The 26,246-nt window shown below is 73.4% G+C and carries 23 protein-coding genes and 1 pseudogene; 13 read left to right on the top strand and 11 right to left on the bottom strand.

What is annotated here, in order from left to right; all coding sequences use genetic code 11:
• A pseudogene (locus FAF44_RS27690) lies at positions 1–401 on the bottom strand (hypothetical protein); the annotation flags it as partial.
• Between the two features lie 26 nt (positions 402–427).
• Between FAF44_RS27690 and FAF44_RS27685 the strand changes: the two are divergent.
• From FAF44_RS27685 to FAF44_RS27660, 6 genes are all read left to right on the top strand, one after another.
• Entirely contained in the window at positions 428–790 is a 363-nt protein-coding gene (locus tag FAF44_RS27685) for a Zn-ribbon domain-containing OB-fold protein (protein WP_237106204.1), read from the top strand.
• A complete protein-coding gene (locus FAF44_RS27680) occupies positions 787–1,110 on the top strand; it encodes a VOC family protein (RefSeq protein WP_308193388.1) in 324 nt (107 codons plus the stop codon). Before FAF44_RS27685 ends, FAF44_RS27680 begins: the two co-directional genes overlap by 4 nt.
• 30 nt (positions 1,111–1,140) lie before the next feature.
• Positions 1,141–2,649 (top strand): class I adenylate-forming enzyme family protein, encoded by a 1,509-nt coding sequence (locus FAF44_RS27675; RefSeq protein ID WP_237106202.1) that lies wholly within the window; start codon positions 1,141–1,143, stop codon positions 2,647–2,649.
• On the top strand, positions 2,649–4,691 hold the full coding sequence (locus FAF44_RS27670; protein WP_237106201.1) for an acetate--CoA ligase family protein: 2,043 nt from the start codon (positions 2,649–2,651) through the stop codon (positions 4,689–4,691). Before FAF44_RS27675 ends, FAF44_RS27670 begins: the two co-directional genes overlap by 1 nt.
• Complete coding sequence (locus FAF44_RS27665) at positions 4,678–5,427, top strand: glucose 1-dehydrogenase (RefSeq protein ID WP_237106200.1); 750 nt, start codon at positions 4,678–4,680, stop codon at positions 5,425–5,427. The genes FAF44_RS27670 and FAF44_RS27665 overlap by 14 nt, the downstream gene beginning before the upstream one ends.
• A gap of 295 nt (positions 5,428–5,722) precedes the next feature.
• A complete protein-coding gene (locus FAF44_RS27660; RefSeq protein WP_237106199.1) occupies positions 5,723–7,738 on the top strand; it encodes a CHAP domain-containing protein in 2,016 nt (671 codons plus the stop codon).
• A 41-nt stretch (positions 7,739–7,779) separates the two neighbouring features.
• Here the strand turns inward: FAF44_RS27660 and FAF44_RS27655 are convergent, their stop codons facing one another.
• The 4 genes from FAF44_RS27655 to FAF44_RS27640 all read right to left on the bottom strand — a co-directional run bounded on the left by FAF44_RS27655 (position 7,780) and on the right by FAF44_RS27640 (position 11,806).
• Positions 7,780–8,604: a TIGR03619 family F420-dependent LLM class oxidoreductase gene (locus tag FAF44_RS27655; RefSeq protein ID WP_237106198.1), complete on the bottom strand. Its 825-nt coding sequence runs from the start codon at positions 8,602–8,604 to the stop codon at positions 7,780–7,782.
• The gene (locus tag FAF44_RS27650) at positions 8,601–9,545 is read right to left on the bottom strand and encodes an acyl-CoA dehydrogenase family protein (RefSeq protein WP_237106197.1); all 945 of its coding nucleotides are present in this window, start codon (positions 9,543–9,545) and stop codon (positions 8,601–8,603) included. The genes FAF44_RS27655 and FAF44_RS27650 overlap by 4 nt, the downstream gene beginning before the upstream one ends.
• The gene (locus tag FAF44_RS27645; protein WP_237106196.1) at positions 9,542–10,636 is read right to left on the bottom strand and encodes an acyl-CoA dehydrogenase family protein; all 1,095 of its coding nucleotides are present in this window, start codon (positions 10,634–10,636) and stop codon (positions 9,542–9,544) included. Before FAF44_RS27645 ends, FAF44_RS27650 begins: the two co-directional genes overlap by 4 nt.
• A 207-nt stretch (positions 10,637–10,843) precedes the next feature.
• Positions 10,844–11,806 (bottom strand): alpha/beta hydrolase, encoded by a 963-nt coding sequence (locus FAF44_RS27640; RefSeq protein ID WP_237106195.1) that lies wholly within the window; start codon positions 11,804–11,806, stop codon positions 10,844–10,846.
• Positions 11,807–11,997: 191 nt separating this feature from the next.
• On the opposite strand from FAF44_RS27640, the gene FAF44_RS27635 reads away from it, so the two are divergent.
• Positions 11,998–12,726 (top strand): dienelactone hydrolase family protein, encoded by a 729-nt coding sequence (locus FAF44_RS27635; RefSeq protein WP_237106194.1) that lies wholly within the window; start codon positions 11,998–12,000, stop codon positions 12,724–12,726.
• Here the strand turns inward: FAF44_RS27635 and FAF44_RS27630 are convergent.
• Genes FAF44_RS27630 through FAF44_RS27620 form a run of 3 tightly spaced genes read right to left on the bottom strand, consistent with a single transcriptional unit; the run spans position 12,714 to position 17,286 of the window.
• Positions 12,714–13,454 carry an ABC transporter ATP-binding protein gene (locus FAF44_RS27630; protein WP_237106193.1) on the bottom strand — a complete coding sequence of 247 codons (741 nt, stop codon included), beginning with the start codon at positions 13,452–13,454 and terminating at the stop codon, positions 12,714–12,716. The two genes, FAF44_RS27635 and FAF44_RS27630, sit on opposite strands and share 13 nt — an antisense overlap.
• Before the next feature lie 2 nt (positions 13,455–13,456).
• A complete protein-coding gene (locus FAF44_RS27625) occupies positions 13,457–16,048 on the bottom strand; it encodes an ATP-binding cassette domain-containing protein (RefSeq protein WP_237106192.1) in 2,592 nt (863 codons plus the stop codon).
• Positions 16,045–17,286 carry an ABC transporter substrate-binding protein gene (locus FAF44_RS27620; protein ID WP_237106191.1) on the bottom strand — a complete coding sequence of 414 codons (1,242 nt, stop codon included), beginning with the start codon at positions 17,284–17,286 and terminating at the stop codon, positions 16,045–16,047. The genes FAF44_RS27625 and FAF44_RS27620 overlap by 4 nt, the downstream gene beginning before the upstream one ends.
• A gap of 141 nt (positions 17,287–17,427) precedes the next feature.
• On the opposite strand from FAF44_RS27620, the gene FAF44_RS27615 reads away from it, so the two are divergent.
• From FAF44_RS27615 to FAF44_RS27595, 5 genes are all read left to right on the top strand, one after another.
• A complete protein-coding gene (locus tag FAF44_RS27615; protein ID WP_237106190.1) occupies positions 17,428–18,516 on the top strand; it encodes an alcohol dehydrogenase catalytic domain-containing protein in 1,089 nt (362 codons plus the stop codon).
• Between the two features lie 64 nt (positions 18,517–18,580).
• Complete coding sequence (locus FAF44_RS27610) at positions 18,581–19,072, top strand: cupin domain-containing protein (protein ID WP_237106189.1); 492 nt, start codon at positions 18,581–18,583, stop codon at positions 19,070–19,072.
• On the top strand, positions 19,072–19,713 hold the full coding sequence (locus FAF44_RS27605) for a metalloregulator ArsR/SmtB family transcription factor (protein WP_237106188.1): 642 nt from the start codon (positions 19,072–19,074) through the stop codon (positions 19,711–19,713). The genes FAF44_RS27610 and FAF44_RS27605 overlap by 1 nt, the downstream gene beginning before the upstream one ends.
• A gap of 48 nt (positions 19,714–19,761) precedes the next feature.
• Positions 19,762–20,085: a hypothetical protein gene (locus FAF44_RS27600; RefSeq protein WP_237106187.1), complete on the top strand. Its 324-nt coding sequence runs from the start codon at positions 19,762–19,764 to the stop codon at positions 20,083–20,085.
• A gap of 14 nt (positions 20,086–20,099) precedes the next feature.
• Positions 20,100–20,435 carry a hypothetical protein gene (locus FAF44_RS27595; protein WP_237106186.1) on the top strand — a complete coding sequence of 112 codons (336 nt, stop codon included), beginning with the start codon at positions 20,100–20,102 and terminating at the stop codon, positions 20,433–20,435.
• A 3-nt stretch (positions 20,436–20,438) separates the two neighbouring features.
• Here the strand turns inward: FAF44_RS27595 and FAF44_RS27590 are convergent, their stop codons facing one another.
• Positions 20,439–22,673 carry an MMPL family transporter gene (locus FAF44_RS27590; protein ID WP_237106185.1) on the bottom strand — a complete coding sequence of 745 codons (2,235 nt, stop codon included), beginning with the start codon at positions 22,671–22,673 and terminating at the stop codon, positions 20,439–20,441.
• Between the two features lie 100 nt (positions 22,674–22,773).
• Between FAF44_RS27590 and FAF44_RS27585 the strand changes: the two genes are divergently transcribed.
• Complete coding sequence (locus FAF44_RS27585) at positions 22,774–23,298, top strand: TetR/AcrR family transcriptional regulator (RefSeq protein ID WP_237106184.1); 525 nt, start codon at positions 22,774–22,776, stop codon at positions 23,296–23,298.
• Positions 23,299–23,307: 9 nt separating this feature from the next.
• Here FAF44_RS27585 and FAF44_RS27580 read toward each other — a convergent pair whose 3' ends face one another.
• Positions 23,308–25,212, bottom strand: coding sequence for a hypothetical protein (locus FAF44_RS27580; protein WP_237106183.1), 1,905 nt, complete (start codon positions 25,210–25,212; stop codon positions 23,308–23,310).
• Entirely contained in the window at positions 25,209–26,126 is a 918-nt protein-coding gene (locus FAF44_RS27575) for a hypothetical protein (protein ID WP_237106182.1), read from the bottom strand. The genes FAF44_RS27580 and FAF44_RS27575 overlap by 4 nt, the downstream gene beginning before the upstream one ends.
• Positions 26,127–26,246: the final 120 nt, after the last annotated feature.

Genomic DNA, 26,246 nt, shown 5'->3' with positions numbered 1-26,246 from the left:
GGGGTGCTGGTGATGACGGAGCCGGCGGCGGGGAACGGGCCGCAGGTGAGCGAGGTCGCGGTGGACGGCCCCGCCTGCCCGGAGCCTCCCGCGTCCGGTTCCCCCTCCCCGTCGTCCGCGTCCCCGTCGGCCCCGGGGAGCGGGAGTCCGACGCCCACCGGCGCTCCCGCGTCGCGACCGGCGGCCTCCGAACCGCCGGGGGTCCGCTCGTCGGCCACCGGCCCGCCGGCGGTCCGGGCCTCCGACCTGCCAGGGGCCCTCTCGTCGGAGTCCGGCCCGTTGCCCGACGGTGCGACCGGCGCGCCGCCGCTCCTGCCGGAGGAGCCGTCGGCGCTCCTGCCCGTGTCCGCCTCGCCGGCCGTGCCAGGGTGACGGCCGGGACGGTGGGCCTTGTGAGGCAACCAAGCGTGCGCTAGCTTGGCAAACGATGAGCGGTGACACCTCCCCCCACCGGGCCGCCCGCGCGGACGGCGAGCTGGTCATCCAGCGCTGTACGGCCTGCGACCGCCGCATCCACCTCCCCGAGCCCGCCTGCCCGTGGTGCGGCGGCCGGGACCTGACGTTCGACCCGGCCACGGGCGACGGCGTGATCCACACGTTCACGATCGTGCACCGCTCCTTCGCCCCCGGCTACCGGGGCCGCGAGCCGTACGTGATGGCCTGGGTGGACCTGCCGGAAGGCGTGCGGGCCTTCGGGCACGTGGTGGGCTGCCCGCCCGAGCAGGTGCGCGTCGGCCTGCCGGTACGCGTGACGTTCCGAGACGACCTGCCCCATTGGAGGCCCGTGTGAAGCTGGGCAACGTCCTGATCCCCGTCGCCGACCTGGACGAGGCGATCGCCTTCTACGGGCTGCCGGTGAAGTTCCGCGACGGCGACCGGTTCGCCGCGCTCGACGGGGGCGGGGTCACCGTGGCGCTGGCGGGACCGGCCGAGCACGTCACCGCGTCGGCCGCGCCGTCGTACAAGGTGGACGACGTGCTCACGACCGTGCGGGAGATGACGGCGCGCGGGGCCGAGGTGGTGCGGGAGCCCGAGGCGGGCCCGCACGAGACGCGGGCCGTGCTGCGCGACCCCTCGGGCAACGTCTTCGTGCTCTACTCACCCCTCTGACCCGCCCGGTTCGCTCACCTGGGAGCTCTCATGGCACGTTCCCCCTACGGCAACTACGGCCACGCGATCCTGACCGCCGGGGCACTGCGCACGCCCGGCCGGGTGGCCCTGACCTACTGCGGCGAGCAGAGCTTCACCTACGACGAGCTCAACAGGAAGGTCAACCGCCGCGCCCACGCCCTGCTCGCCGCCGGGATCACGCCGGGCCGGCGGGTGGCGGCGCTGCTGAACGAGACGCTGCGGGTGGCCGAGGTGTACCTCGCGCAGGCCAAGATCGGGGCGGTGACGGCGGCGCTGAACCCGTACTGGCCGGTGGAGACGCTGCGCGACGTGGTGGCGGCGTCGGGGTGCACGGCCTTCGTGTACGACGCGACGGTGGAGGCGGTGGTCGAGCGGATCAGGCCGTCGCTGCCGGAGGTGACCACCTGGATCCACGCGGGCGAGGCGAAGGAGTCACCGGACGACTCGGAGCCGCCGCTCGGCGCCTTCCACGACGACCCGCTGGCCCTCTACTTCACCTCCGGCACCACGGGACTGCCCAAGGCCGTGGTGCACACGCACACGTCGTCGCTGGCCACGGCCCAGATCTGGCTGGACGTGCCGCGCGGCCCCGAGTCGGTGTTCGGCACGGGCGCGATCATCTGGGGCATCGGCTTCCCCGCGATCGTCGGGCCCGCGCTCTACGCGGGGATGCGGCTGGTGCTGGAGCAGGACTGGGGGCCGGCGAACTTCCTGCGGGTCGTCCCCCGCGAACGGGTCACGCACGTCTCGCAGATCCCCTCGTTCTACGCGGCGCTGCTGGCCGCGCCGGAGCACGAAGGGGTGGACCTGTCGTCCGTCCAGGTGGTCATCCTGGGCGGGGAGCCGCTGACCGCGACCATGCTGGACCGGATCAAGGCCAGGCTGCCGCAGGCGGGCGTGTTCTCCTACTACGGGCAGACCGAGGCCCCGTACACGTGCATGGGACGGGTGGACGACGGTTCCGTCCCGCTCGGCTCCTCGGGGCGGGCCCGTACGGGCAACGCGGTACGCGTCACCGACCCGCGGGGCCGCCCGGTGATCGGCGCGGTCGGCGAGATCAACCTGGCCGGGCCGCACCGGATGACCGGCTACGACGGGTTGCCGGAGAAGACCGCCGAGGTGCTGCGCGGCGAGTGGTACGTGGGCGGCGACCTCGGGACGCTCTCCGCCGACGGCGTCCTCAGGGTGCTGGGACGGCGCGAGGACTCGATACTCAAGGGCGGGATCTGGACCCAGCCGTCCGTGATCGAGGAGGCGGCCTCGGCGCTGGACGGCGTGGCCGAGGCGGGCGCGATCGGGGTGCCCGAGGGGGCGGCGGAGCAGCGGGTGCTGCTGGCCGTGGTGCCGCGCGCCGGGCACACGCTGGACCCGGTCAAGCTCGGTCCGGCCCTGGCCGACCGCCTGCCCGCGCACCAGCGTCCCGACCACATCGTGGTGACCGGCGCGCTGCCGCACTCCCAGGACGCCTCCGGCGGGCCGGGCAAGCTGCTGCGCGGGAAGATCCGCGAGCTGCTGTGATGACCGAGCACCCGTACGAGCACGAGGTCAAGGCGCTGCTCGCGGAGGCCGGGGTGCCGGTGCCGCGCGGGGTCGTGGTGCGCGGCGACGACTTCCTGGCCGCGCGGGAGCTGGCCGGGCCGCTGGTGCTGAAGGCGTTCGGGCCGGGGCTGACGCACAAGTCGGAGGCCGGGGCGGTGGCGCTCGGGCTGGCGTACGAGGAGCTGGGCCCGGTGGCGGCCGGGATGCGGGAGCGGCTGGAGCCCGCCGGGTTCCTGGTCGAGGAGCAGGCCGCGCCGGGGGTCGAGCTGATCGTGGGGCTGGTACGGGACCCGGCGTTCGGGCCGGTGCTGCTCACCGGGCTGGGCGGGGTGTGGACGGAGGCGCTGCGCGACACGGCGCTGCGGCTCTGCCCGGTCGCGGAGCCGGACGCGCGGCGCATGCTGGCGTCCCTGCGCGGGGCCGCGCTGCTGGACGGCTGGCGCGGCGGCCCCCCGGTGGACGTGGACGCGGTGGTCAAGTTGCTGATGGCGGTGGGCGGGCCCGGCGGGTTGTGGGAGCGGCTGGAGCTGGGCGAGTTCGAGCTGAACCCGGTCATCGCCGGACCGTCCGGTGTGATCGCGGTGGACGCGCGGCACCTGCCCGCCGGTTCCGCGCCCGCCCCCGCAGCCGGGCCGTCCCGCGAGACCGGTTTCCTGCCGCTGTTCGAGCCCAGGGCCGTGGCGGTCGTCGGGGCGTCCACGTCCCGGCCCAACTTCGGGAACATGTTCCTCGGCTTCTACCGCGACGCGGGCGTGCCGCTGGTGGCCGTGCATCCCACGGCGGCGGAGGTGGCCGGGGTGCCCGCCGTGCCCTCGCTCGCGCACCCGGGCGTGGACGTCGACTACGCGCTGGTCGCGGTGCCCGCCGAGCGCTGCGCCGAGGTGCTGCGGGAGGCCGGCGGGGTGCCGTTCGTCCAGGTGATGAGCGGCGGGTTCGGCGAGGCGGGACGGCCGGACCTGGAGGAGGAACTGGTCGCCGCGGCGCGCGCGGCCGGGACGCGGCTGCTCGGGCCCAACTGCATGGGCGTGTACTGCCCGCAGGGGCGTCAGACGTTCGTCGGCGGCGGGCTGGGCCCGCCCGGGACGATCGCGCTGATCTCGCAGAGCGGCGGCCTGGCGGGCGAGGTGATCAAGGTCGGGGAGCGGCGGGGGCTGGCGTTCAGCAGGGTGGTCACCCTCGGGAACGCGGCCGACGTCACCCCCGCCGAACTGCTGCGCTGGCTGGCCCGCGACGAGGCCACCCGGGCGGTCGGGCTGTACCTGGAGGACCCGCGCGACGGGCGCGACCTGCCCGCCGCCCTGCACGCCGTCCTGCGGGACGCGGGCAAGCCCGTGGTGCTGCTGGTCGGCGGGCGCAGCGGGCAGGGGCGGCGGGCGGCGTCCTCGCACACGGGCGGCCTGGTGAGCGACCGGCGCGTCTGGGAGGCGGTGGCCGAGCAGAGCGGCGCGGCGCTGGTGACCGGGCAGGACGACCTGATCGGGGTGCTGGCCTACTTCCAGGCGCACGGGGCGCGGCTCACGTCCGGGGATCAGGTGCTGGTGGTGGGCCCGAGCGGGGGCGCGGGCGTGCTGGCGGCGGACGCGTTCGACCGGGCGGGGGTGCGGCTCGATCCGCTGCCCGCCGAACGGCTGGACGCGCTGCGCGGGCTCGGGGTCGTGGCCACGGGCAACCCGCTCGAGGTGCCCGTGGGGCCGCTGGGCCGGGCCGCGCTGGTGGCCGAGGTGATCGACGCGCTGGCGGGGCCGTACCGGGACGTGGTGGCGCACGTGAACGTGCAGTCGTTCTTCACGTACGGGTCCGCGCCCGAGCCTCTCTACGCCTGCACACGCGCGCTGGCCGGGGCCCAGGCCGCGCACCCGGGCGTCCGGATCAGCCTCGTCACCAGGAACGGCGAGTGCGCCCCCGAGGGCGTCGAGGACGAGGTGGCGCGGATCGCGGCGGCGGCGGGCATCCCCGTCTACCGCACCATGGAGGCGGCCGCCGTGGCCGTCGCGGCAGGAGGACGTCATGGGGTTGCTTGACGGCAAGGTGGCGCTGATCACCGGCGGCGCGCGGGGCATGGGGGCGGCGCACGTGCGGCTGTTCCTGGAGGAGGGCGCCCAGGTGGTGTTCGGGGACGTCCTGGACGAGGAGGGCAAGGCGCTGGCTGAGGAGACCGGGGCCGCGTACGTGCGGCACGACGTGACGAGCCCCGAGGAGTGGGCGCGGGCCGTGGGGACGGCCGTCGAGACGTACGGCAAGCTCGACGTCCTCGTCAACAACGCCGGGATCCTGAAATTTCGCCGCATCGCGGAAATGTCGCCCGACGAGTTCGATCACGTGATCGGCGTGAACCTCAAGGGCACCTGGCTGGGCGTCAAGTCGGTCATCGGCCCCATGAAGCAGGCCGGGCGCGGCTCGATCGTGAACATCTCCTCCATCGAGGGCTACATCGGCGCCGAGGGGATGTCGGCGTACGCGGCCTCGAAGTTCGGGGTGCGGGGTGTCACGAAGTCGGCGGCGCGGGAGCTGGCCAGGTTCCGGATCCGGGTGAACTCGGTGCACCCCGGAGCGATCAACACCTCCATGGTCACCGACCCGGACATCGTGAAGGAGGTCGACGCCGACGCGTTCGTGAAGTCCATGGTGATCAAGCGCTTCGCCAAACCCGTGGAGGTCTCGCACGTGGTGGCCTTCCTGGCCTCGGACCGGGCCAGCTACTGCACGGGCAGCGAGTTCACCGTGGACGGAGGGCTGCTGACGGGCGCGGGGTACTGAGACTGGGGCCGTTCACGGGCGGAGGGTACTGAGATCTTACCCCAAGGTAGATCTTTTAGGGTTAAACCACCTAGGCTCGGACATTTCTGGCAACATCACTGACCTGCGGTTTCCAACCGGGGAGCGGCGTCGTCGCCCCCGGGGGCGTGTCCGACCTGGGGTTACGACTTGGTAACCTCACTCATCACGGAAGACGACAGGTCTCCGGTTTTGTCACACCAGTCCCTGGTATCCCGCCTTACCCGGTGCTGCATGGATAAATCCGGACTTCCCCGGAAGGCTCCCCCACACTTCCATGACGCCAGAGATCCAGAAGTACATCGAACTGCTCGAGAGCCAACTCGGCTACTCGGAGAGGTCCGGGTCGTACACCAAGTTCGGCAACTGGTACGGCAAGAACGTCGAGTTCGACGCCGACTACAGCGCCGCGCCGTGGTGCGACATGTACCTCTCATGGGCCGCGCACAAGCTCGGCTACGAGGAGTGGATCGGGCAGTTCGCCTGGACGGTGGAGCACGCGAAGTGGTTCAAGGAGCAGGGCGCGTGGGGGAAGACGCCCAAGGTGGGCGCGCTCGTCTTCTACGACTGGAGCGGCTCCCACCGGATCGACAACATCGACCATGTCGGCATCGTGACGAGGGTCGAGGGCGGCAGGATCCACACGATCGAGGGCAACATCGACGGAGGCGTCGCCAAGCGCAAGGAACGTGACACGAGCAAGGTGGTCGGGTACGGCTACCCCGAGCGCGTCAAGGCGCGACTGGACCGCGCGGAGGCCAAGAAGAAGGCGAAGGAACAGGCCAAGGAGCAGATCGAGGGCGATGTTGGCACGCTCCAGCTCCCCGGGGAGTCGCTCAGCTCGATGATCCCCCAGGGGGAGGTGGAGTTGTCCGGCCGGACGCCCCTCGCCACGGGCCGGATCCAGTCCCAGGACCCCACCGGGAAGCAGACCCAGGGCAAGGGGCTGACCGACGGCCAGACCCCGGAAGAGGCCCAGGGCCGCACCCAGGACGGGCAGCGGATCGAGACCTCCGGCTCGGCCGAGGCGAAGCCGGGCACGGCGGCGTTCACAGCGCCGTCCGCAGCGCCGTCCACGGGGGCGTCCACGGGTGCGTCCACCAAGCAGCCGGGCGTCACCCGGCAGAGCCCGCAGAGCTCCGCCGCCCCCTCGCCGGGCGCGGTCAAGAAGGGCAAGCACGCCAAGCCCGCGACGGCGGACACCGAGACCGCCACCGCCGAGCCGCTCCCCTCCCACACCGACACCTCGGTCACCGGGCCGCTGCCCGTCATCGAGTCGCCGACGCTGATCGGCTCGGCGCTGGTCGCCGCGCTCGCGCTGCTGGCCGTGGCCAAGACCCGCCGGCTCCGTCTGAGCCCGGTCGCCGTCGCCGCCGTCGCCGGGAAGCCGGTGCGCCCGTCCCGCGCCAAGGGCCGCCGCCGTCGCCGCCGTGGTGCCGCCCCGGTCGTCAGCCCGGCCGTCAGCCCGGCCGTGAGCCCGGTCATGAGTCCGGCCGCAAGCCCAGTCATGAAGCCGGCCGTGAGCCCGGTCGTCGTCCCCGATGTCGCCCCGGTCGTCGGTCCGGCCGTCTTTCCGGCCTTCGGCGGCGTCCCGGCCGCTGGGGAGCGCCGCCGCCCGCTGGACACGACCAAGTTGCCCGACGTGGTGGAGCTCCAGGAGAGCGCCGAGCGGCTCGCCACGTCGGCCGCGCTGCGCGCCCTCTCCACCACCGGCCAGGACCGGCACGCCGCGACCCGGCGCGCGGCCGGCTCCGGCGGGGCCCGGCACCGGAAGCTGCCGCTGGAGACCAGGCCGTTCGACCTCACCACCGACGCCCCGCACGGCAGGGGCCGCCACTCCACCGGTCACCGCCGCCGGCACGCCACCGGCGCGACCCCGTTCACGCCCGCCTTCGACAGCGAGCCCTTCGAGCCCGACTTCGATCCGAGCCGCTTCGCGTTCACCGACCAGACCGCGCCGCTCGAACGCATCACGATCGACGACGAGACGGGCCCGCTGGAGGTCGTCCTCGACACGGGTCCGCTGCGGCGCGTGGTGGACACCGGGCCGTTCGAGCGCATCGTCATCCCGGGGGCGAGCAGCACGTTCGACGCCTTCATGCCGCCGCGCGGCCGGCGCGGCGACGTCCTCGCCTCCCCCGCCGTCGCCGACTACCGGGGGCGGCGCAGGCGGGTGCTCGCCGACGAGCACTCCGCGTTCTCGCCGGTCCTGCCGCCGAGAGGCCGCCGCCACCGCAGACCGCACACGGACGACACGCACCACCTGGTCACCGGAGGCCGCCACCGCGCCTGACCACCCCCCACGCCCGGCCGCGACCGGCCGTCCGGCGCGGGTCAGGGCTGGAGGTCGTAGTCGGTGGCGAAGGCGGCGAGGCGGGAGACCGCGTCGCGGCCGCGCGTCCAGGGGCGGACGATCAGCCGCTCCACGCCGAGCGCCGCCCAGTCCGCCACCTCGCCGGGCGAGCCCAGCGCGTACGCGTGCGCCGTGACCGGCACCCCGGCCCTGATCCGCGCGAGCTCCGCGAGCCGTGGCCGGATCGACTCGATCGTGTGCGGCATGCTGATCCAGCCGTCGCACAGCGTCGCCGCCCGGCGCAGGGCGGCGGCCGACTCGCCGCCCGCGAGCACCGGCAGCCGCCGCTGCACCGGCTTGGGCTCGAAGGCGACCTCGGGAAAGGTGTAGAAGCGTCCGGAATGGGCGACCACGGGCTCGCTCCAGAGCCGCCTGACCACCTCGATCGCCTCGTCCAGCCGCGCTCCCCTGGTGGCGAACGGCACCCCGGCCGCCTCCCACTCCCCCCGGTACCAGCCCGCCCCGACGCCGCAGACGGCCCTCCCGGACGAGACCACGTCCAGCGTGGCGAACGCGCGGGCCGACACGAACGGATGCCGCAGGGCGAGGAGCTGGACCGCCGTGCCGAGCCGTACCCGGCTGGTGAGCGCGGCCAGCCAGCACAGGTACGCGGGCGCGTCGAACAGCGGCGTCCCCGGCTTGATCCCCGGGTCGGACGTGCCCGGGTAGACGGCCGTGGACAGGTCGGTGGCGAAGACGAGGTGCTCGGGCAGCCACACCGACTCGAACCCCAGCTCGTCGGCCGCCACCGCCACGTCCTTCCAGGCGTCGGGGTGCAGCAGGCCGAGCGGGACGCCGAACTTCACGGGCTCCTCCGTACGATCGCGGCGCGCAGCCGTTCGCGGTGGGCGGCCGTGGTGCCGTAGGCGGCCGACAAGGACCAGGCGCGGGCGAGCCAGAAGCGCAGGTCCAGTTCCTCGGTGTAGCCGATCGCGCCGTGCACCTGGAGCGCGACCCTGGCGGCCAGCGTGGCGGCGTCGCCGGCGGCGGCCTTGGCGGCGCTCGTGTCCCGCTCCGCGTCGTCGGAGCCGGCCGTCAGCGCCGCCCGGTACACCAGCGGGGCCGCGAACTCCACGGCCACGGCCACGTCGGCGAGGTGGTGCTTGACCGCCTGGAAGGACCCGATCGGCGCGCCGAACTGCGTGCGGGCCCGCGCGTAGCCGACGGTCACCGACAGCAGTTCCCTGGCGACCCCGATGAGCTGCGCGGCGGTCGCCACCGTGGCGCGCTCCAGCGCCGGGCCGACGGGTCCTGACAGGGCCTCCGCCCCGGACAGGCGCACCTCGAACAGCGGCCGGCACGGGTCCACGCCGCGCCGGGGCGTGAGGAGCGCCCGCGCGCGCGGCGCCAGCCGGGCCTGGCCGTCGCGCACCACCACGAGCAGGTCGGCCAGGTCGGCGTCGGCCAGGTACGCCTGCCCCGGCGGCAGCACCCCGACGCTCACCGCCCCGGAGGCCAGCTCGGGCGTCCCGGCGAGCAGGAACGGCGCGAGCACGGCGGTCTCCACGACCGGCCCCGGCAGGCAGGCGCGCCCGGTCTCCTCCAGCGCGGGCAGCACGTCCACCAGGTCGAGCCCCAGCCCGCCGGCCTCGGCGGGCTGCAGCAGCCCGAAGAAGCCCAGCTCGGCGAGCCGTTTCCAGCCCGGACGGCGCTCGGTCCGCAGCGCGGCGGGCGGGCAGTGCGCGTGCAGCACGTCCCGGACGGTCTCGGCCAGGGCGCGCTGGTCGTCGCTGAGGCCGAAGTTCATCGCGGCAGCCCCAGCACCCGTTCGGCGACGATGTTGCGCTGGATCTCGTTCGTCCCCGCGTAGATGGGCCCGGCCAGCGAGAACAGGAAGCCGTCCAGCCAGTCCTCGGCCCGGTCGCCCAGCAGGTCCAGGGCCAGTGCGTGCATGCGCAGGTCCAGCTCCGACCAGAAGATCTTCCCCATGCTGGCGGCCGGCCCGAGTTCCTCCCCCGCCATGAGCCGCCGGGCCGTCCCGAACGTGTGCAGCCGGTACGCCTCCGCCTCCACCAGGCACCGGACGGCCCGGTCGGCGAGCACCGGATCGGCGTCGGCGGCCAGCGCGACGAGCCGGTGCGCGGTGGCCAGGAACCGGCCGGGGCTGCGCAGGGTCAGGCCGCGTTCGGACGAGGTGGTGGCCATCGCGATCCGCCAGCCCTCGCCGACCTGCCCGAGCACCATCGGCTCGGGGGTGAACACGCCGTCGAAGCGCAGTTCGGCGAAGCCGGGCAGCCCGTCGAGCTGCGCGATCGGCCGTACGGCGACGTCGGTCATGGGGAACATGAAGTACGTCAGCCCCTTGTGCCTGGCCCCCGAGGTGCGGAAGAGGCCGAAGCCGTGGGTGGCGAAGGCGGCCCGCGAGCTCCACGTCTTGTGCCCGTGCAGCAGCCAGCCGCCGGGGCAGGGTTCGGCGCGGGAGGTCAGGGCGGCCAGGTCGCTGCCCGCCTCGGGCTCCGACCACGCCTGCGCCCACACGTCCGCGCCGGTGGCCATCCTGGGCAGCCAGTGGGCGCGCTGCTCGGGGGTGCCGTACCGCATGAGGGAGGGGCCCAGCAGGAAGATGCCGTTCTGGGTGAGGCGGGCGGGGCAGCCGGCGGCCCAGTACTCCTCCTCGAAGATCAGCCAGTCGATGAGGGAGGCGGCGCGCCCGCCGTACTCCCGTGGCCAGGAGACGACGGACAGCCGGGCGGCGGCGAGGTCGGCCTCCCAGGCGCGGTGCGCGGCGAAGCCCTCGGGGGTGTCCATGGACGGGAGCGGCGGGGGCGCGTGCCCGCCCAGCCAGTCGCGAACCTCGGCGCGAAAGGCCCGCTCGGCGGGCGAGAAGTCGAGATCCACATCACCAAACCTAGCGCACGCTTGGTTGGGTGACCAGACCGGCCACGGACACCGCCCACGCCCGCGACCGGACCAGCCCGAACGCGCCCGCCCGCGACCGGACCGACCCGGACGCGCCCGCCCGTCCGTGGCGGGACCATCCGAACGCCGCACGCGTTCGCCCGTGGCCAGACCGGCCACGGACGCCGACGCGGCCCGTCGTAGCGGCTAGAGCCCGAGGGCGCGTCTGAGGGCCGCCTCGCGGGCCCGCCGCGCCCGGACGCTCAGCGCCGCGCCGGGCACCATCATGTCGAACCCGTGGAAGGCCCCCGGGTACAGGTGGAACTCGGTCGAGACACCCGCCTGCGCCAGCCGCACCGCGTAGTCGGCGCACTCGTCCCTGAACACCTCCAGCTCCCCCACGTCCACGAACGCCGGCGGCAGCCCTGACAGGTCGGTGGCGCGGGCCGGAGCCGCGTACGGCGAGATGTCGTCGGCTCCCGCCCGGCCGCCGAGCAGCGCGTTCCAGCCGAAGAGGTTGGCCGTCCGGTCCCACACCACGGCCTCGGCGAACTGGTGGCTGGACGGCGTGACGTTGCGGTCGTCGAGCATCGGGCAGACGAGGAGCTGGAAGGCCACCTCGGGCCCGCCCCGGTCCCTGGCCAGCAGCACGGTCGCGGCGGCCAGCCCGCCGCCCGCGCTGGCCCCGCCCACGACCACCCGGCCCGGGTCCACGCCCAGTTCGGCGGCGTTCTTGACGGTCCAGGCCAGGCCGGCGTAGCAGTCCTCGACGGGGGCGGGATGCGGGTGCTCGGGCGCGAGCCGGTAGTCCACGGACACCACGACCAGGCCGAGCCGCTCCACATAGTCGATCATCGCCGCGTCGTCGATCTTCGGCGCGCCCATGATCATGCCGCCGCCGTGGATCCAGTAGAGCACCGGCCGGTCCTGCCCCGGATGCTCCGGCTGGTAGACGCGCAGGCGCAGGTCGGGCGCCCCCTCGGGCCCCGGGACCACGCGGTCGCCGATCCGGAGCCGCGTGTCCGGATCGGGCGCGGCGGCGAGAAACGCGTTCATCTGCTCCCGCTGCCCGGCGAGGTCCGCGAACAGGGCGGACATGTCGCCGACCGGGCCGGGGAACTGCTCGATCCCGGCACGCAGCTCCGGGTCGAGGTTGGGGTGAGATGCCATATTCCTGCCCTTTCACGAGGATGGTGCGGTTGTCTCTCGATGGTCGGGGCCCGCGCGTCCGCGCACAACCATCGTCCGGCGATCGATCGTCTGCCCCGGGCCCGCCGGTCCAGGCTCCCCAGGCGGCCGGTCGCGAAAGCGGCGATCGTGATACTTCGCGTACCGGGGGCCGCCCCGGGCATGCTGATCACATGTGCCATTCCACCGACAGCAGGCCGCCCGCACCGCCCGTCCAGGGCGAGGTGGCCTCTCACGAGCAGATCGAGCTGACCGCCGCCGACGGCAACCGCCTTCTCGCCTACCGGGCCGAGCCGGCCGAGCCGAACGGGCGCGGCATGGTGATCCTGCCCGACGTGCGCGGCCTGCACCCCTACTACCGGGACCTGGCGGTCCGGTTCGCCGAGGCCGGGTTCCGCACGATCGCGATCGACTACTTCGGCCGCACCGCCGGTCTGGGCGACCGGGGCGACGACTTCGACTTCATGACGCACGTCCGCCAGATCACCACCGACGGCGTCCGGCAGGACGTCCTGGCCGCCACGAAGGAGCTGGACGGGCCGGTGTTCACGGTGGGCTTCTGCATGGGCGGGGCCCATTCGTGGCGGCAGGCGGCCGAGGGCAACGGCCTGGCCGGCGGCATCGGCTTCTACGGGGCGCTGCGGGCCGTCGAGGAGCCGTCCACCGGGCCGGGCGCGCCGCTGCTCCTGCTGCGGGCGGGCGCGGACACCGTCTCGACGCCCGAGCAGTTCGCCGCGTACGAGGCCGCCCTCGACCGGGTGGGCACCGAGCACGAGTCGCACGTCTACGAGGGCGCGCCGCACTCGTTCTTCGACCGGAGTTACGCCGAGTGGGCCGCGGCCTGCCAGGACGCCTGGCGGCGCATCCTGTCGTTCACCGAGCGGCACGCTCAGCCGAGGTAGGCGGCCCTGACGACCGGGTCCTGCCGGATCTCGCCGGGCGTGCCGGTGGCGATCACCTTGCCGAGGTCCAGCACCACGATCCGGTCGCAGGTGTCCATGACGAACCCCATGTCGTGCTCGACCAGCAACACGGTCGTGTCCAGGGCCCGGACGACCTCGCCCAGCCGCGCGCTCTGCCCGGCGTCCAGCCCCGAGGTGGGCTCGTCGAGCAGCAGCAGGCGGGGCCGGTCGGCCAGGGCCCTGGCCAGCTCGACGAGGCGGCGCTGTCCGACGGGGAGCGCGGCGGCGTAGGCGTCGCGCAGCGCGGTGAGCCCGCACAGCTCCAGCACCTCGGCGACGCGCTCGTGCCGCTCGCGTTCCAGCCGCCGCCGGGCCGGCCAGCCGACCAGGTCGGCGGCGAGCCCGCCTCCGCCGCCGTGCCAGTCGAGCGCGGCCAGCACGTTGCCGGCCACGGTGAGCCGGCCGAAGACCTGGGTGCGCTGGAACGTGCGGCGCAGCCCCGCCCTGGCCCGCCTGAGCGCGGGCAGCCTCGTCATGTCCCGGCCGGCCACGCGCACCCGTCCCTCGGCCGGTCGGCGCAGCCCTGACAGCACGTCGAACAGGGTGGTCTTGCCGGCCCCGTTCGGGCCGATCACCCCGCAGACGACGCCCTCGGCGACCTCGAACGACACCTTGTCCAGCGCCCGGACGCCGCCGAAGGCCACGGACACGCCCGCCACGTCCAGCATGCTCAGCGCACCCCCAGGTAGGCGGCGGTCAGCCGCTCGCTGTCGACCTCGGCGCGCGGCCCGGCCCAGGTGACCGTCCCGAGTCGCATGAAGGCCACCCGGTCGGCGATCGCCAGCGCCTCGGTGGCCTTCTCCTCGACCAGCAGCAGCGCGACGCCGCGCTCGCGCAGTTCGGCGAAGACGTCGAAGATCTGCCGCACCACCATGGGGGCCAGCCCGAGCGACGGCTCGTCTGCGATCAGCACGCGCGGCGGGCGGACGAGAGCGGGGGCGAGCGTGAGGAGTTGCTGCTCGCCGCCGGACAGCGCGCCCGCGAGCACGGTACGGCGCTCGGCCAGGCGGGGCAGGCGCTCGTAGACCGGGGCGGGGTCGGGCAGCCAGGTGCGCAGGTTCTCCTCCACGGTCAGGCCGGGGAAGACGCCCCGGCCCTCGGGGGCGAGCAGGATGCCGGCGCGGGCCCTGCGGTGGGCGGGCCAGGCGGTGACGTCCTCGCCGTCGAGCAGGATCCGGCCGCCGGTCACCGGCAGGTCCCCGGCCGCCGCCGCGCACGTGGTGGACTTGCCCGCGCCGTTCGCGCCGAGCAGCGCGACGACCTCGCCGGCGTTGACGGTCAGGCTCACGCCCCGGAGCACGGTCAGGTCCTCGTACCCGGCGACGACGCCTTCCAGGGCGAACAGCGCGGGCCCGGCCGGCACGGCCGGCGGCTGCTCGGCGGGCGGTCCGGCCCGGCGGTGGCGCAGCCCGGCGAGCTGGGTGAGCACCCCGTCGGGATGCCTGGCCAGGATCATGCCGCCGAGCCCGAACAGGATGGCGCCCACGTGCGCGGAGACGTCCCAGGTGGCGAGCAGTTCGGGCACGGCCACCGCGACGAGCCCGCCCAGCACGGCCCCGCCGACGCGCCGCACCCCCTGGAGCACGACCACGGCCAGCCACACGAACCCGGTGAACGCCGGCAGGTCGGTGGCGGTGATCGAGCCCTTGGAGATCGCGAACAGCACCCCGCCGAGCCCGGCGATGGCCGACGCCAGCACGAACAGCACGATCTTCGTGCGCGGCGCCGACAGCCCGGACGTCGTGGCCGCCGCCGGGGCCGATCGCACGGCCAGGATCGCCCGCCCGGACGCCGACCGCTCCAGGTTCCTGACGAGCAGCGCCACCGCCCCGATCAGCAGGAGCAGCACGGCCACCCGCACGCGGGGGTCGGAGGTGTCGGCGAAGCCGAACCCGAGCGCGGGCAGCGACCACCCGATCGTCCCGTTGCTGAAGGCGTCCACCTGGAACAGCACCTGGTCGGCCAGCAGCGCCAGGGCGAGCGTGGCCAGCGTCAGCACCCGCCCGCCCAGCCGCAGCGCGGGCAGCGCCACCAGCATCCCGACGGCCGCGGCGGCGAGCACGCCCAGCAGGATCGCCCCGAAGAACGGCAGCCCGGAGGCGAACGCCCATCCGCAGGTCAGGGCCGCCATGGCGGCGAAGGCGGCCTGGGCCAGGTTCACCATGCCGCCGATGCCGGTCACGACCACGAACGAGCAGAAGATCAGCGCCAGCACGAGGCCCTGGGCCGCGACGCCCACGTAGTACTCGGGCCCGGTGAACGCGAACACCGCCAGCGCCGCCACCCCGGCGGCCCACGGCAGCCTGCGCCGCCACGGTGGGAGCGCGGCCAGGTGGTCGGGCGGCGGTACGTCCTCGGCCGCGCTCCCGGCCACCCGCTCACGCGACCGGTTCAGCAGGACGAGCCCGGCGAACAGCAGGATCACCGGCACCGCCGTGCGCAGCCCGGTCACCTCTTCGAGGAAGTCGGTGTAGCCGGCGACCAGGTTCTGCACGACGCCGAGCGCGAGCCCCGCCGCGAACGTCCAGGGGATCGAGCGCAGCCGCCCGAACACCGCGGCCGTCGCCGAGGCGAACAGCAGCACCGTGTACGCGGTCGCGTCCAGGCCCAGCACCGGCACGGCCAGCACCCCGGCCAGGCCCGCCAGGCCCGAGGCGAGCATCCAGGCCAGCGCCGAGGTCGCGTCGGCGTCCACGCCCCTGAGCGTGGCCAGCCGGCGGCGGTCCACGGAGGCGCGCATGCGCAGCCCGTACGGGGTGTGCCGGATGAACGCCCACAACCCGGCCGCCGCCACCGCCGAGACCCCGAACGTGATGAGCTGGTCGCTGTCCAGCCGCACGCCGAGCACGTCGAACGCGTACGCCGGGTGCGGCCCGACACCGCGCGGCAGCGAGGTGGCGTCCGCCGGGGGCAGCCCGGCCACGTCCACGACGAGCAGGCCGAGCGCGGGCAGCGCGATCGTGAGCCCGATGGTGGCCACGATCTGGGCGGTCTCCCCGGCCTGGGCCAGCCCGCGGAACATGGCCCGGTGCAGGACGTAGCCGAGCGCGGGGGCGAACAGCAGCACCGCCACGGGGGCCGCCGCCCACGGGGGCAGCCCGGCCTGGCCGAGCTGGTGGAACAGCAGGGCCGTGAGGAACCCGACGGCGCCGTGGGCGAAGTTGAACACGCCCGTGGCCGCGTACGAGAGCGTCAGGCCCGAGCCCATGATCGCGAAAACGGCCCCGGTGACCAGGCCGCTGAGCACGTAGTCCAGGATCATTTGAGCGGCACGTTGTCGAAGCACTTCATGTTCCTGGCCACCTGGAAGGCGCCGCCCTCCAGCTTGACCAGCGCGCCACAGCCGTTGGGCTCGCTGTGGTCCTTGGGGTACTCGATCCGGCCGAAGCCGGGGTTCTCGTACAGGTACGAGCCGTTGGCCGTGGCCAGGAAGCGCTGCCTGGTCAGCTCCTTGCCGGTCTTGTCCAGCAGGTCGAGGAAGATGTCGGCGGCCCAGTAGCCGATGGCCAGGTGCTGGGTGAGCGGGGTTCCGGGGGCGGCCTTCTCGACGTCCTGCCGGAGCGTGGCGATCTCGGGAGCGCTGGACTCGAACGGCTCGAACATGGGGGCCGCGATCACGCCCTCCAGGGCCTGGGCGCTGGCCCGGTCCTTCAGGATGGCGGCGTCGTAGCTGGTGGCGTCCGTGAGGACGCCCCGGTAGCCGGCTCGTTTGAGCGCCGCGTACAGGCCGACGTTGAACTTCGTCCCGGCGATCACCGAGACGACCACGTCGGGCGGGCCTCCGTCGTCGGAGGTCATGATCTTGTGCACGTACGGCAGCCAGTCGGGCGGTGGAGCGGCGGCGGGCAGGCCGGAGTTGACGCCGGCCAGGTCGAACCCGGCGGCGGTGAAGGACTGCGAGATGGTCGTGCCGCCGTACTTGCTGCCGCTGGAGTCGGAGGTCTGGACGTAGACGCTCCGGCCTTCGGCGCCGCCGAGCAGGTCGGCCATCTGCCTGCCCCACCACGTCTGCGATCCGGCGCCCGGTTCGGGGGCGAGGCAGCCGTTGTAGCCGAAGCCCGTCGTGGTGCCGCACCACTGCGGCCCGGTCGCCCAGCCGAACCACGGCACGCCCTGCTGTTCCAGGAACGCGGCCCCGCCGAAGTTGGGCGCGTGCACGGGGACGAGGGCGAACGCCTGGTCCTTCTGCACGAGTTTCTTGGCGGCGGCGTCGCCCTTGGCGGCGTCCTGGCCGTCGTCCTCCGCGCCGAGGAACTCGATCTTCCTGCCGTGCACCCCGCCCTCGGCGTTGGCCCGCTCGAACCTGGCTCTGGCCCCGATCTCGGCGTCCTTGGTGGAGTACCCGCTGGCGCTGGTCTTGGTCAGCACGCCGCCGACCTTGATCGTCGTGTCGGTGACGCCGGCCGCGCCGCCCTGGCCCGTACCGGCCTGCTGTTGTGCCGCGCAGCCGGTGGCGGCCAGCACCGCGACCACGAACGCCGCCGACCTCGTCCGCATCATGACGGCCTCCCCATGCGCTTGGCCTAGCGCTCGCTTGGTTAGCGCGAGCGTAAGTTTCCGGAACAGGGACGTCAACGGCCGTGATCGGATTTGCCGAACAACCGCTTGTTTGTGCCAGGTGGCTTGGCTAGCGTGAGGCGCATGCTGATGCGCGCCGCCGTGCTCACCGCGTTCCACGCCCCCATGGAGATCCGCGAGGTCGAGATCGCGGACCCGGGCCCCGGCGAGGTCCGGGTGCGGATCAAGGCGTCGGGGGTGTGCGGCTCCGACCTCAAGGCCATCGACGGCAAGAGCCCCGTGGTGAGCGGGCCGCCGTTCATCCTGGGCCACGAGAGCGCCGGGGTGGTGGAGTCGGCGGGCGACGGCGTCACGGGGCTCGAACCCGGGGACCACGTCATCATCGCCATGAACGGCCCCTGCGGGCGCTGCCGCCCGTGCGGCGCGGGCCGCTTCCACCTCTGCGCGGGCCCCGCCCGCCTGCCCACGATCATGGGCGGCCGCCCCCGCGTCACCCTGGACGGCGCGAACGTGCGCCGCTTCATCGGCATCGGCTCCTTCGCCGAGTACGCCGTGGTCCCCGAGCTGATGTGCGTGAAGATCGCCGAGTCCCTGCCCTTCGCCGCCATGTCCCTGCTGGCCTGCGGCGTCGTGACGGGCGTGGGCGCGGTGCTCAACGTCGCCCGGGTCCGGCCGGGCGCGACGGTGCTCGTCGTGGGCTGCGGCGGCGTGGGGCTCAACGTGATCCAGGGTGCGGTCCTGGCGGGCGCGAGCACGATCATCGCCGCCGACGTGGCGGAGCGGAAGCTCAAGCAGGCCGGACTCCTCGGCGCGACCCACACGCTGCCGGCCGAAGACCTGCCCCGCCAGGTCGGCGACCTGGTCAGGGGCGGCGTGGACTACGCCTTCGACGCCACCGGCGCGCCCGGCGTGCTCGCCCAGGCGTTCGCCTCGACCCAGCCCGGCGGCACCACGGTCATGGTCGGCAGCCCTCCGGCGGGCCATCCCATGGAGCTGGACACGGGCCTGCTGTTCGCCTCCCGGCGCCTGATGGGCACCCAGGGCGGCGACGCGGCCCCGCACCGCGACCTGCCGATGCTGGCCACGCAGTACGAGCGGGGCCGCCTGGATCTCGACGCCCTGATCTCCGAACGCCTGCCGCTGGCCGACGTCAACGAGGCCGTCGCGCACGTCCGCCAGGGCTCGGTGGCCCGTACGGTCATCACCTTCTGAGCCCTCTTCCCCTCGCCCGCCTCCTTGTTCTAAGCTTCTTTGGAATATTAGACAAGGAGCCGGCATGTCCTACCCCGAACCGCGCTACCTCGCCGAAGAGGGCACGCACAGCGGCGCGCTCGCCCCGGCCGACCGGGCCCCCGACCTCACGATCGGCGGCAACACCCAGGTCCACTACCTGGCCACCGGCGGCTCCACGAACGGCGCGTACGGGCTGTACCGCTGGGAGATGGGCCCGAAGCCGGGCGGCCCCGGCGCCCACTTCCACCGCACCATGACCGAGTCGTTCTACGTCCTGTCCGGCACGATCAGGCTCTTCAACGGCGAGAAGTGGGCCGAAGGCAGGCCGGGCGACTTCCTGTTCGTGCCCGAGGGCGGCGTGCACGCCTTCAGGAACGAGTCGGGCGAGCCGGCCACGATGCTGATCCTGTTCACCCCGGGCGCCCCGCGGGAGGCGTACTTCGAGGAGCTGGCCGCGATCGCCGAGAGCGGCAGGCAGCTCACCCCCGAGGAATGGACCGACGTGTACCTGCGCCACGACCAGTACATGGTCTGATGTTCCCCGAGGAGCAGATCTACGCGCAGCTCGCCCGCCTCGGCAAGGCGCTGGCCAGCCCGGTGCGGCTGCGCCTGCTGGACGTGCTCGACCAGCGCGAGCGCACGGTGGAGGAGCTGGCGCAGGCCGCCGGCGTCCCGCTGAAGAACACCTCGGCCCAGCTCCAGCAGCTTCGCGCCGCCCACCTGGTGACCAGCAGGCGCGACGGCACGCGCAGCTACTACCGGCTGGCCGACGCGTCCGTCTCGCGTTTCCTCGGCGAGTTCCAGGCGTTCGCGGACGGGCGGCTGGCCGACCTGCGCGACGCCGTACGCGCCCGGCTGGGCGCCCTCGAAGGAGTGAGCGCGCAGGAGCTGGCCGCCCGGCTGGCGGATCCGGGCACGGTGGTCGTGGACGTGCGCCCGGCGGCCGACTACGCCGCCGGCCACGTGCCCGGGGCGGTCTCGGTGCCGCTGGAGGAACTGCGGGAGCGGCTGGGCGAGCTACCGAAGGAGGCCCAGATCGTCGCCTACTGCGGGGGGCCGTACTGCGTGCTCTCGCCCGAGGCGGTACGCCTGCTGCGCGAGCACGGATACGACGCCCGCCCGCTCGACGGCGGCTTCCTGTCCTGGCGGCGCGGCGACAAACCGCTGGCACGCTGAGTCGCCGATCCCTTACCGTGAGCGAGGGAACTCACGGAGGGAGGCACGGTGCGCATCAGACGGGTCACCACGGCCGGCCTGCTCACGCTCGTGGCGCTGAGCGGCCCGCTCCCCGCCGGAGCCACGCAGGCGCGGGCCAGGATCATCTACGACTTCGCCGCCCAGGGCGTGGTCATCTGGAGCGAGCCGCGGGCCGGGTCCGACCGCAACGGGCTGGGCCACCCGGGGCAGGGCTTCGAGTCCTACCGCTCGGAGGAGCACGAGCCCTACCGGTGCGACCGCTTCGAGAGCACCCTGTGGCACCACGGTTTCAACGCGACCACCGGCGTCATCGGCTGGGTCCCCGCCTGCCACCTCGCCGACCCCGACTGACGGAGGCCCCCACGATGCTTCGCCCTGTCCTGTCCGCCCGCATCGGGGCCGCCGCCGCGGCCGTGCTGGCCTTCGGCGGCCCGCTCCCCGCGCACGCGAGCGACGAACCGGACGATCTCGGAGCCCGGCTGCACGCCACCTACACCTGCGACACCGTACGCGGCGACCCGGGCGTGGCGGTGCTGGTCGGCAACTGCCACGCCTCGCCGGGGGCGATGACCAACGGTTCCTTCGCCGGCGAGGCGTTCGGCGTGGCCACCGGGATCGGGCTCCGCGTCAGGTGCACCGGCGGCGGCCGGGCCTCCCTGCCGGCGGAGGTCTCGCTGCAGGACTGCGCGCAGCTCGGCTGAAGCTCAGACCCCGGCCTTGACCGGCTCGGGCCGGGGCGGCGCGACGGGCTCGTCCTCCTCGTGTCCCTCCACCGACAGGTTGGGCAGGATCCGGTCCAGCCACCGCGGGCACCACCAGTTGAGCCGCCCCAGCAGCACCATCGTGGCCGGCACCAGGAACCCGCGGATGATCGTGGCGTCCACCGCGATGGCCACGGCCAGCCCCACCCCGAAGGTCTTCACCATGGCGTCCGGGTAGGCGATGAACGCCACGAACACCGCCACCATGATCAGCGCGGCGGACGTGATGACCCGCCCGGTGGAGCCCAGCCCCTCGGCCACCGCCCTGGCGTTGTCCCCGTGCCGCAGGTACGCCTGCCGCACCGCCGTCAGCAGGAAGACCTCGTAGTCCATCGACAGCCCGAACAGCACCGCGAACAACATCAGCGGCACGTAGCTCTCGATGGGCACCGAGAAGAAGACGGTCTGCAGGAAGGAGGAGTTGACCGGCGGGTCCATGCCCACCAGCCCGCTCCCGAGCCCGATCGAGAACACCATCGCCAGCGCCCCGAACGCGGCCCCCAGCGACACCAGGTTCATCACCGCCGCCTTGATCGCGACGACCGGCGCGCGGAAGGCCAGCAGCAGGAGCAGGGCGCTGAGGAGCACCACGACGCCGATGACCAGCGGGGTGCGCTCGTTCATCCGGTCCCCGGCGTCGGTCATGCCGGCCACCTTGCCGCCGACGTGCACCTGCACCCCCGTCATGGAGATGGCCCTGACGTCCCGGACCACCTGGGCGGCCCGCTCGTCGCTGGGCGCGTACTCGGGGATGGCCTGGATCAGGACCGAGCGGCCGTCGGTGTTGAGCTTGGGGTCGGCCACATGCCTGACGCCGTCCACGGCCTTCACCTCGCGGACGAGGTTGGCCACGATCGGGGCGTCGGCGTCGGGCACCTCGGCGGGCAGTTCGGCGACGACGACCAGCGGCCCGTTGAAGCCGGGGCCGAAGCCGGTGGCCATGAGTTCGTAGGCGCGGCGCGGCTCCGAGCCCTGGGCGCCGTACCCCTCGTCGAGCGGCCCCAACTGCAGCGCCAGCGCGGGGGCGGCCAGCGCGCCGAGCACGACGGCGCTGCCGATCAGCACCCGCCACGGACGGCGGGCCACCCACGCGCCCAGCCCCGCCCAGCCGGTGCCCCCCGCGGTGTGCGAGCCGGCGGCGGCCGACCCGCGCAGGAGCGGCACCTTGAGCGAGTTGACGCGGTGCCCGAGCAACCCGAGCAGGGCGGGGACGAACGTGACCGAGGTCAGCACGGCGGCCACGACCGAGATGCCGGTGACCCAGCCGAGCGTGGCCAGCAGCGGGAACCCGGCCAGCAGCAGCGCGCTCAACGCGATGATCACGGTGCCGCCCGCGAACACGACGGCCCCGCCCGAACTGGCCACGGTCCGGCGTACGGACTCCGCCACCGGCACCCCTTCGGCCAGCAGGCGACGGTGGCGGGACAGCAGGAACAGCGCGTAGTCGATGCCCACGCCGAGCCCGATCATCGTGGCCATGATCCCGGCCTGCTTGGGCATGTCCACGACCCACCCGAGCAGCCCGATGACGCCCAGCCCCGAGGCCACGCTGATCAGCGCCGCGAAGATCGGGACGATCGCGGCGACCAGTGTCCCGAAGGCGAACACGAGCACGAGCAGCGCGCAGACGATCCCGATGACCTCGCTCGGCCCGGTCTTGATCTCCTTGTCGGCCGGGGTGGAGCTGTCGGCGGGCACGACCTCGATCCCGGCCTGCCGCGCCGGGTCGGCGGCCTTGGACAGGGTCTGCGTGGTCTCGGCGATCTTGTCGCCGTCGTTGCCGTCCATGCGGATCGTGATGAGGCCGATCTGCAGGTTGGAGGCGATACCGCCGGCCCTGAACGGCGTCTCCACCTTCGTGACGTGCGGCATCGTGCGCAGGCGGTCCATGGCACGCTCCACCGCCTGCTTGCGGTCGTCCTCGATGAGCGGGCCGTCGGCGGAGTAGAGCAGGAGCTGGACCGTGCCGCCGGTGGCGTAGCCGCTGCCGAAGCCGGTCTTCATCAGGTCGTGGGCGCGCTGGGCGTCGGTGCCGGGGATGCTGGCGTCGCTGTTCGTGGGACTGGGGAAGGCGAGGCTGCCGCCCATCAGCGCGGCGGCGGCGATCACCCAGGTGACCAGCACGATCCATCCGTGGCGCGCGCACCAGCCACCCAACCGTCCCAGTAACCGCGTCATCGTCCCAGCTTCCGTTCGACGGCCGTTCTGTACGGTCGTCCAGGACATACGATAAAACGGGACTTATCCGGAAGGCTGTCTCCCGCAGGGAAATGAGACGATGACCACATCCGACGACACCCGCACCCGGATCCTGGCGGCGGCCCGCGAGCTGTTCGCCGAGCGCGGATACGCGGCCACGTCCCTGTCCGACATCGCCGCCGCCGTCGGGCTGACCAAGACCGCGGTCGCCTACCACTTCCATCCGAAGGACCGGCTGGCGCTGGAACTGCTGTCGCCGGTGGCGGGCGACATGCTGGCGCTGCTCGACGCCCCGTACCCGAGCCGCGCGGCGTTCGTCGAGGCGCTGGTGGAGTTCGCGGCCCGCTACCGGTCGGTGATCCGGCTGTTCATGGAGGACCTGGCCGCCGACGACACCGCGGCCGAGCCCGGCTCAGAACGCGAGAAGATCAGGACGTTCCGCGACACGATCTACACCAAGCTCGTGGGCGACGACCCCGGCCCCGAGATCAGGCTGAAGAGCTGGGCCCTGCTCGGGGCGTTGCAGTGGGGCGCGGTCCGGACGATGGACCTGCCGGAGGAGCAGGTCCGCACCGTCCTGTCGGAGATCGCGCGGGCCTTCTGAGCGGCGCGGCTAGTCCTCGTCCTCGTCCTCCTCCTCGTCGTCCCAGTCGTCGTCCTCGTCGTCGTCCCACCACTCGCCGGCGGCCAGCGGGTGGTCCTCGTCGATGAGGGCGTCGTCCACCGAGCGCCGCCAGCCGCCGCCGCGCTCCTCGGGATCGGCCCAGCTCAGCTCGGTGATCCTGGGCACCGGGACGGTGCCCTGCCGGTGGTCGACCATCCAGGAGTTGCGGAAGAAGTCGAACCGGAGATGGCGGCAGCCGCCGCTCTCGCCGTAGAGGATCGGCGGAACGAGGAACCGCGTCACGCCGACCTTGGCCGCGACCGTCACGTAGTCCTCCGCGACCGACTCGTCGTTCCAGCAGGCGGCGAAGTTGACCGGGGCGAGCCCTTCCTTGCCGAGCACGTGGATGAGGTTGTCCTGGATGACGAACCGGTCGGGGTCGAGGGCCACGTCAGCGCCGAGCATGAGGATCGGCGCGGGCAGGATGTGCGCGGCGGCGAAGGACCGCGCCTCCTCGTACAGCTCGATGATCTCGTCGTGGCGCGTCGGGTCGTAGCCTCCCCACGTGTGGAACGGGCAGCAGATCGCGCTGTGCGGCTGCTCCGCGTCGGGGAAGAAGGCGGTCTTGTCCACCCGCGTCATGGTCGGGCGGCTCTGCCTGGCCCGCAGGAACTCCGGGATCCAGCGGGCGTCCTCGGCCTCGATCACCTCCGTCCGGCACAGCGCGCGGAAGGCGGTGTCGCCGAGCTTGCAGTTGAAGTAGTCGAGCAGGGTGATCGCGGCGCACTCCGCGGCCGACAGCCCGTCGCTCTCGGCGAACCAGAAGTCGTAGCCGTTCGCCACGAAGTGCACGCCGCGGAACTCCTTGTGCACGAACGTCTCGCGGCCGGGGCCCTCGCCCAGGCCGTCCCAGTGGGCGGCGGCCACCCGGTTGTAGTAGGCGTCGGCGTGCCGGGCCAGTTCCGGGGCGAACACGCTCTCACCGGTCAGGTAGCACGCCTTGCTGAACAGCGCGCCGATCTCCGGCTCCTCGGTGACGTCCGCGGCGGCGAAGACCAGTTCGGTGCGCAGGAACACCTTGCGGCCGTCGTGGTAGGGGGCGCCCTCGTGCTCGTAGCGCTGGTCGAAGAGCACGCACGTGAAGGCGTCGATCTCGCTCAGCGCCGCCCCGCCGGCCAGGTCGAGCGCCGGCGATCCGGTGCCGCCGGTCAGGTAGAGCAGCAGGGTGTAGCGGGAGACGTGCCCGCGCGCCGCGTCGTAGTACGGCGTGTCCCGGTGCAGGTGGAAGTTGGCGTCGCCGGGCTCGAACCCGTTGCACCGGAACACCGGGTTCACGTGCGAGAAGTCCTTCGCGACCGCGGGCGGCAGCGCCTGCGCCACCGCCTCGGTCAGCGCCTCGGCCAGCAGCGCCGAGTGGAAGATGAACCGTTCGCCGCCCCGGGACGCGGCGTTCAGCGGCGGCACGTACAGGCTCAGCCCGTCCAGCCGGGACAGCCGGTCGCGGGCCTGCTCCGGCAGCCGCAGCGCGAACGAGAACACCCCTTCGGCGTGTTCCGTCAGCCCGGCCGGAGCCAGCTCCAGCGGCACGGCCTCAAACAGGCGGTCCAGCGGGACGATGTTCTCGAACGTGCGGAACGACAGCTCGTGCGGATCGACGAACACCGCCGCCAGGTACGGCGCCTCCTCGCTGGGCCGGGCGAACAGCTCCCGCACGCCCTCGTCGATCAGCTCGGCGTCGATGAACCGCACCGCCTTGAACCGCGCCGACGGATGCCAGGAGACGTCCAGGCCGTCCACCGTCGCGGCCGGACGGGCGTCGATCGTGTCCACCTCGGCCCGGTAGCGGGCGGCCTCCTCGGCGGGGGCGTCCCCGGCCGACAGGGCGAAGAATCGGTCCCGAAGTTCAACGCTCACACGCACCTCCACAGGCTCCGCAGCCCCGTGGGCAGGTTCTCGGCCTGCGCCAGCGCCCGGACGCCGTCCGGGCCCACGTCGGAGCCGTACATCCACAACCGTTCCAGGGACCCGGCGAACGGGGCTTCGAGCAGGGCTCGCGCGCCCTCCGCGCCGAGGTCGTTGTAGCGCAGGTCGAGCTCGGTCAGGTCCGGAAAATGACGCAGGTGGCGCACGCCCTCGGCGGTCAGCCGGTTGCGCTGCAACCGCAGGCGGCGCAGCCCGGCCAGCCGCGGGCAGGCCGCGAGTGCCGCCAGGCCGGCGTCGGCGATCCGGCAGTACCGCAGGTCGAGCGCCCGTAACCGGTCCGATCGGAACGTGGCGACCAGGGCCTGCGCGCCGTCGAAACCGATGCTCAGGTAGGACAGGTCCAGTTCGGTGAGCCGGCCGAGGTCCAGCCCGTCGAGAGCGCCTATGTCGAGCGTGCCCGGACGCGGGTCGCCTCGGTCCACGGCCAGGTAATCGTCCTCGTCCTCGTCTTCCCAGTCATCCTCGTGGTCGTCCTTGTCGGTGGCGTTCGGCATGATCCGCAGCGTGGTGACGAACGGGGCGGCGTCCAGCGACCGCTCCACGATCTCGGCGACGTCGTCCGACCATTCGACGGCCACCTCCGTGGCGAAGCCGTGCCGGCGGGCGAGCACCCGGGCCACGCCGTCCGGCACCCCGGCATCCCAGTCGTCCTCGTACTCGGCGACGAGGTCGGCGATCTCCCGCTCCAGGGCCGGGCGGTCGGCGGGACGGGTGCGGGCCAGGCGCTGTTCCAGCCGGATCAGCGTGCCTCTGGTGTCACCCTGTTCCAGCAGCAGACCGCTGTACGCGTGCCACGCGGCGGCGTCGCCGGGACGATCCCGCAAGGCGTCTTCGATGCTGCCCATCGCTTCCATTCGAACGAATGTACGGATCATAATAGACTTGTCAAGATCGAATGTTCGACAACGTACCGCCGGAACGACTTCGCCCGCAGACGTTCCGTCCTGATCGACCCGAATCGTCGA

It is taken from the genome of Nonomuraea sp. MG754425 (genome assembly GCF_021699195.1).
Lineage (GTDB): Bacteria > Actinomycetota > Actinomycetes > Streptosporangiales > Streptosporangiaceae > Nonomuraea.
The sequence above is the reverse complement of the archived record's forward strand: the minus strand, read 5'-3'. Positions and strand labels throughout refer to the sequence as shown.

Excerpts from the sequence above, each read along its gene's own strand:
- FAF44_RS27685 (WP_237106204.1), top strand. The coding sequence starts at position 428 with ATGAGCGGTGACACCTCCCCCCACCGGGCCGCCCGCGCGGACGGCGAG.
- FAF44_RS27675 (WP_237106202.1), top strand. The coding sequence starts at position 1,141 with ATGGCACGTTCCCCCTACGGCAACTACGGCCACGCGATCCTGACCGCC.
- FAF44_RS27670 (WP_237106201.1), top strand. The coding sequence starts at position 2,649 with ATGACCGAGCACCCGTACGAGCACGAGGTCAAGGCGCTGCTCGCGGAG.
- FAF44_RS27665 (WP_237106200.1), top strand. The coding sequence starts at position 4,678 with ATGGGGTTGCTTGACGGCAAGGTGGCGCTGATCACCGGCGGCGCGCGG.
- FAF44_RS27660 (WP_237106199.1), top strand. The coding sequence starts at position 5,723 with ATGACGCCAGAGATCCAGAAGTACATCGAACTGCTCGAGAGCCAACTC.
- FAF44_RS27650 (WP_237106197.1), bottom strand. The coding sequence starts at position 9,545 with ATGAACTTCGGCCTCAGCGACGACCAGCGCGCCCTGGCCGAGACCGTC.
- FAF44_RS27640 (WP_237106195.1), bottom strand. The coding sequence starts at position 11,806 with ATGGCATCTCACCCCAACCTCGACCCGGAGCTGCGTGCCGGGATCGAG.
- FAF44_RS27635 (WP_237106194.1), top strand. The coding sequence starts at position 11,998 with ATGTGCCATTCCACCGACAGCAGGCCGCCCGCACCGCCCGTCCAGGGC.
- FAF44_RS27630 (WP_237106193.1), bottom strand. The coding sequence starts at position 13,454 with ATGCTGGACGTGGCGGGCGTGTCCGTGGCCTTCGGCGGCGTCCGGGCG.
- FAF44_RS27625 (WP_237106192.1), bottom strand. The coding sequence starts at position 16,048 with ATGATCCTGGACTACGTGCTCAGCGGCCTGGTCACCGGGGCCGTTTTC.
- FAF44_RS27620 (WP_237106191.1), bottom strand. The coding sequence starts at position 17,286 with ATGATGCGGACGAGGTCGGCGGCGTTCGTGGTCGCGGTGCTGGCCGCC.
- FAF44_RS27615 (WP_237106190.1), top strand. The coding sequence starts at position 17,428 with ATGCTGATGCGCGCCGCCGTGCTCACCGCGTTCCACGCCCCCATGGAG.
- FAF44_RS27610 (WP_237106189.1), top strand. The coding sequence starts at position 18,581 with ATGTCCTACCCCGAACCGCGCTACCTCGCCGAAGAGGGCACGCACAGC.
- FAF44_RS27605 (WP_237106188.1), top strand. The coding sequence starts at position 19,072 with ATGTTCCCCGAGGAGCAGATCTACGCGCAGCTCGCCCGCCTCGGCAAG.
- FAF44_RS27595 (WP_237106186.1), top strand. The coding sequence starts at position 20,100 with ATGCTTCGCCCTGTCCTGTCCGCCCGCATCGGGGCCGCCGCCGCGGCC.
- FAF44_RS27590 (WP_237106185.1), bottom strand. The coding sequence starts at position 22,673 with ATGACGCGGTTACTGGGACGGTTGGGTGGCTGGTGCGCGCGCCACGGA.
- FAF44_RS27585 (WP_237106184.1), top strand. The coding sequence starts at position 22,774 with ATGACCACATCCGACGACACCCGCACCCGGATCCTGGCGGCGGCCCGC.
- FAF44_RS27575 (WP_237106182.1), bottom strand. The coding sequence starts at position 26,126 with ATGGGCAGCATCGAAGACGCCTTGCGGGATCGTCCCGGCGACGCCGCC.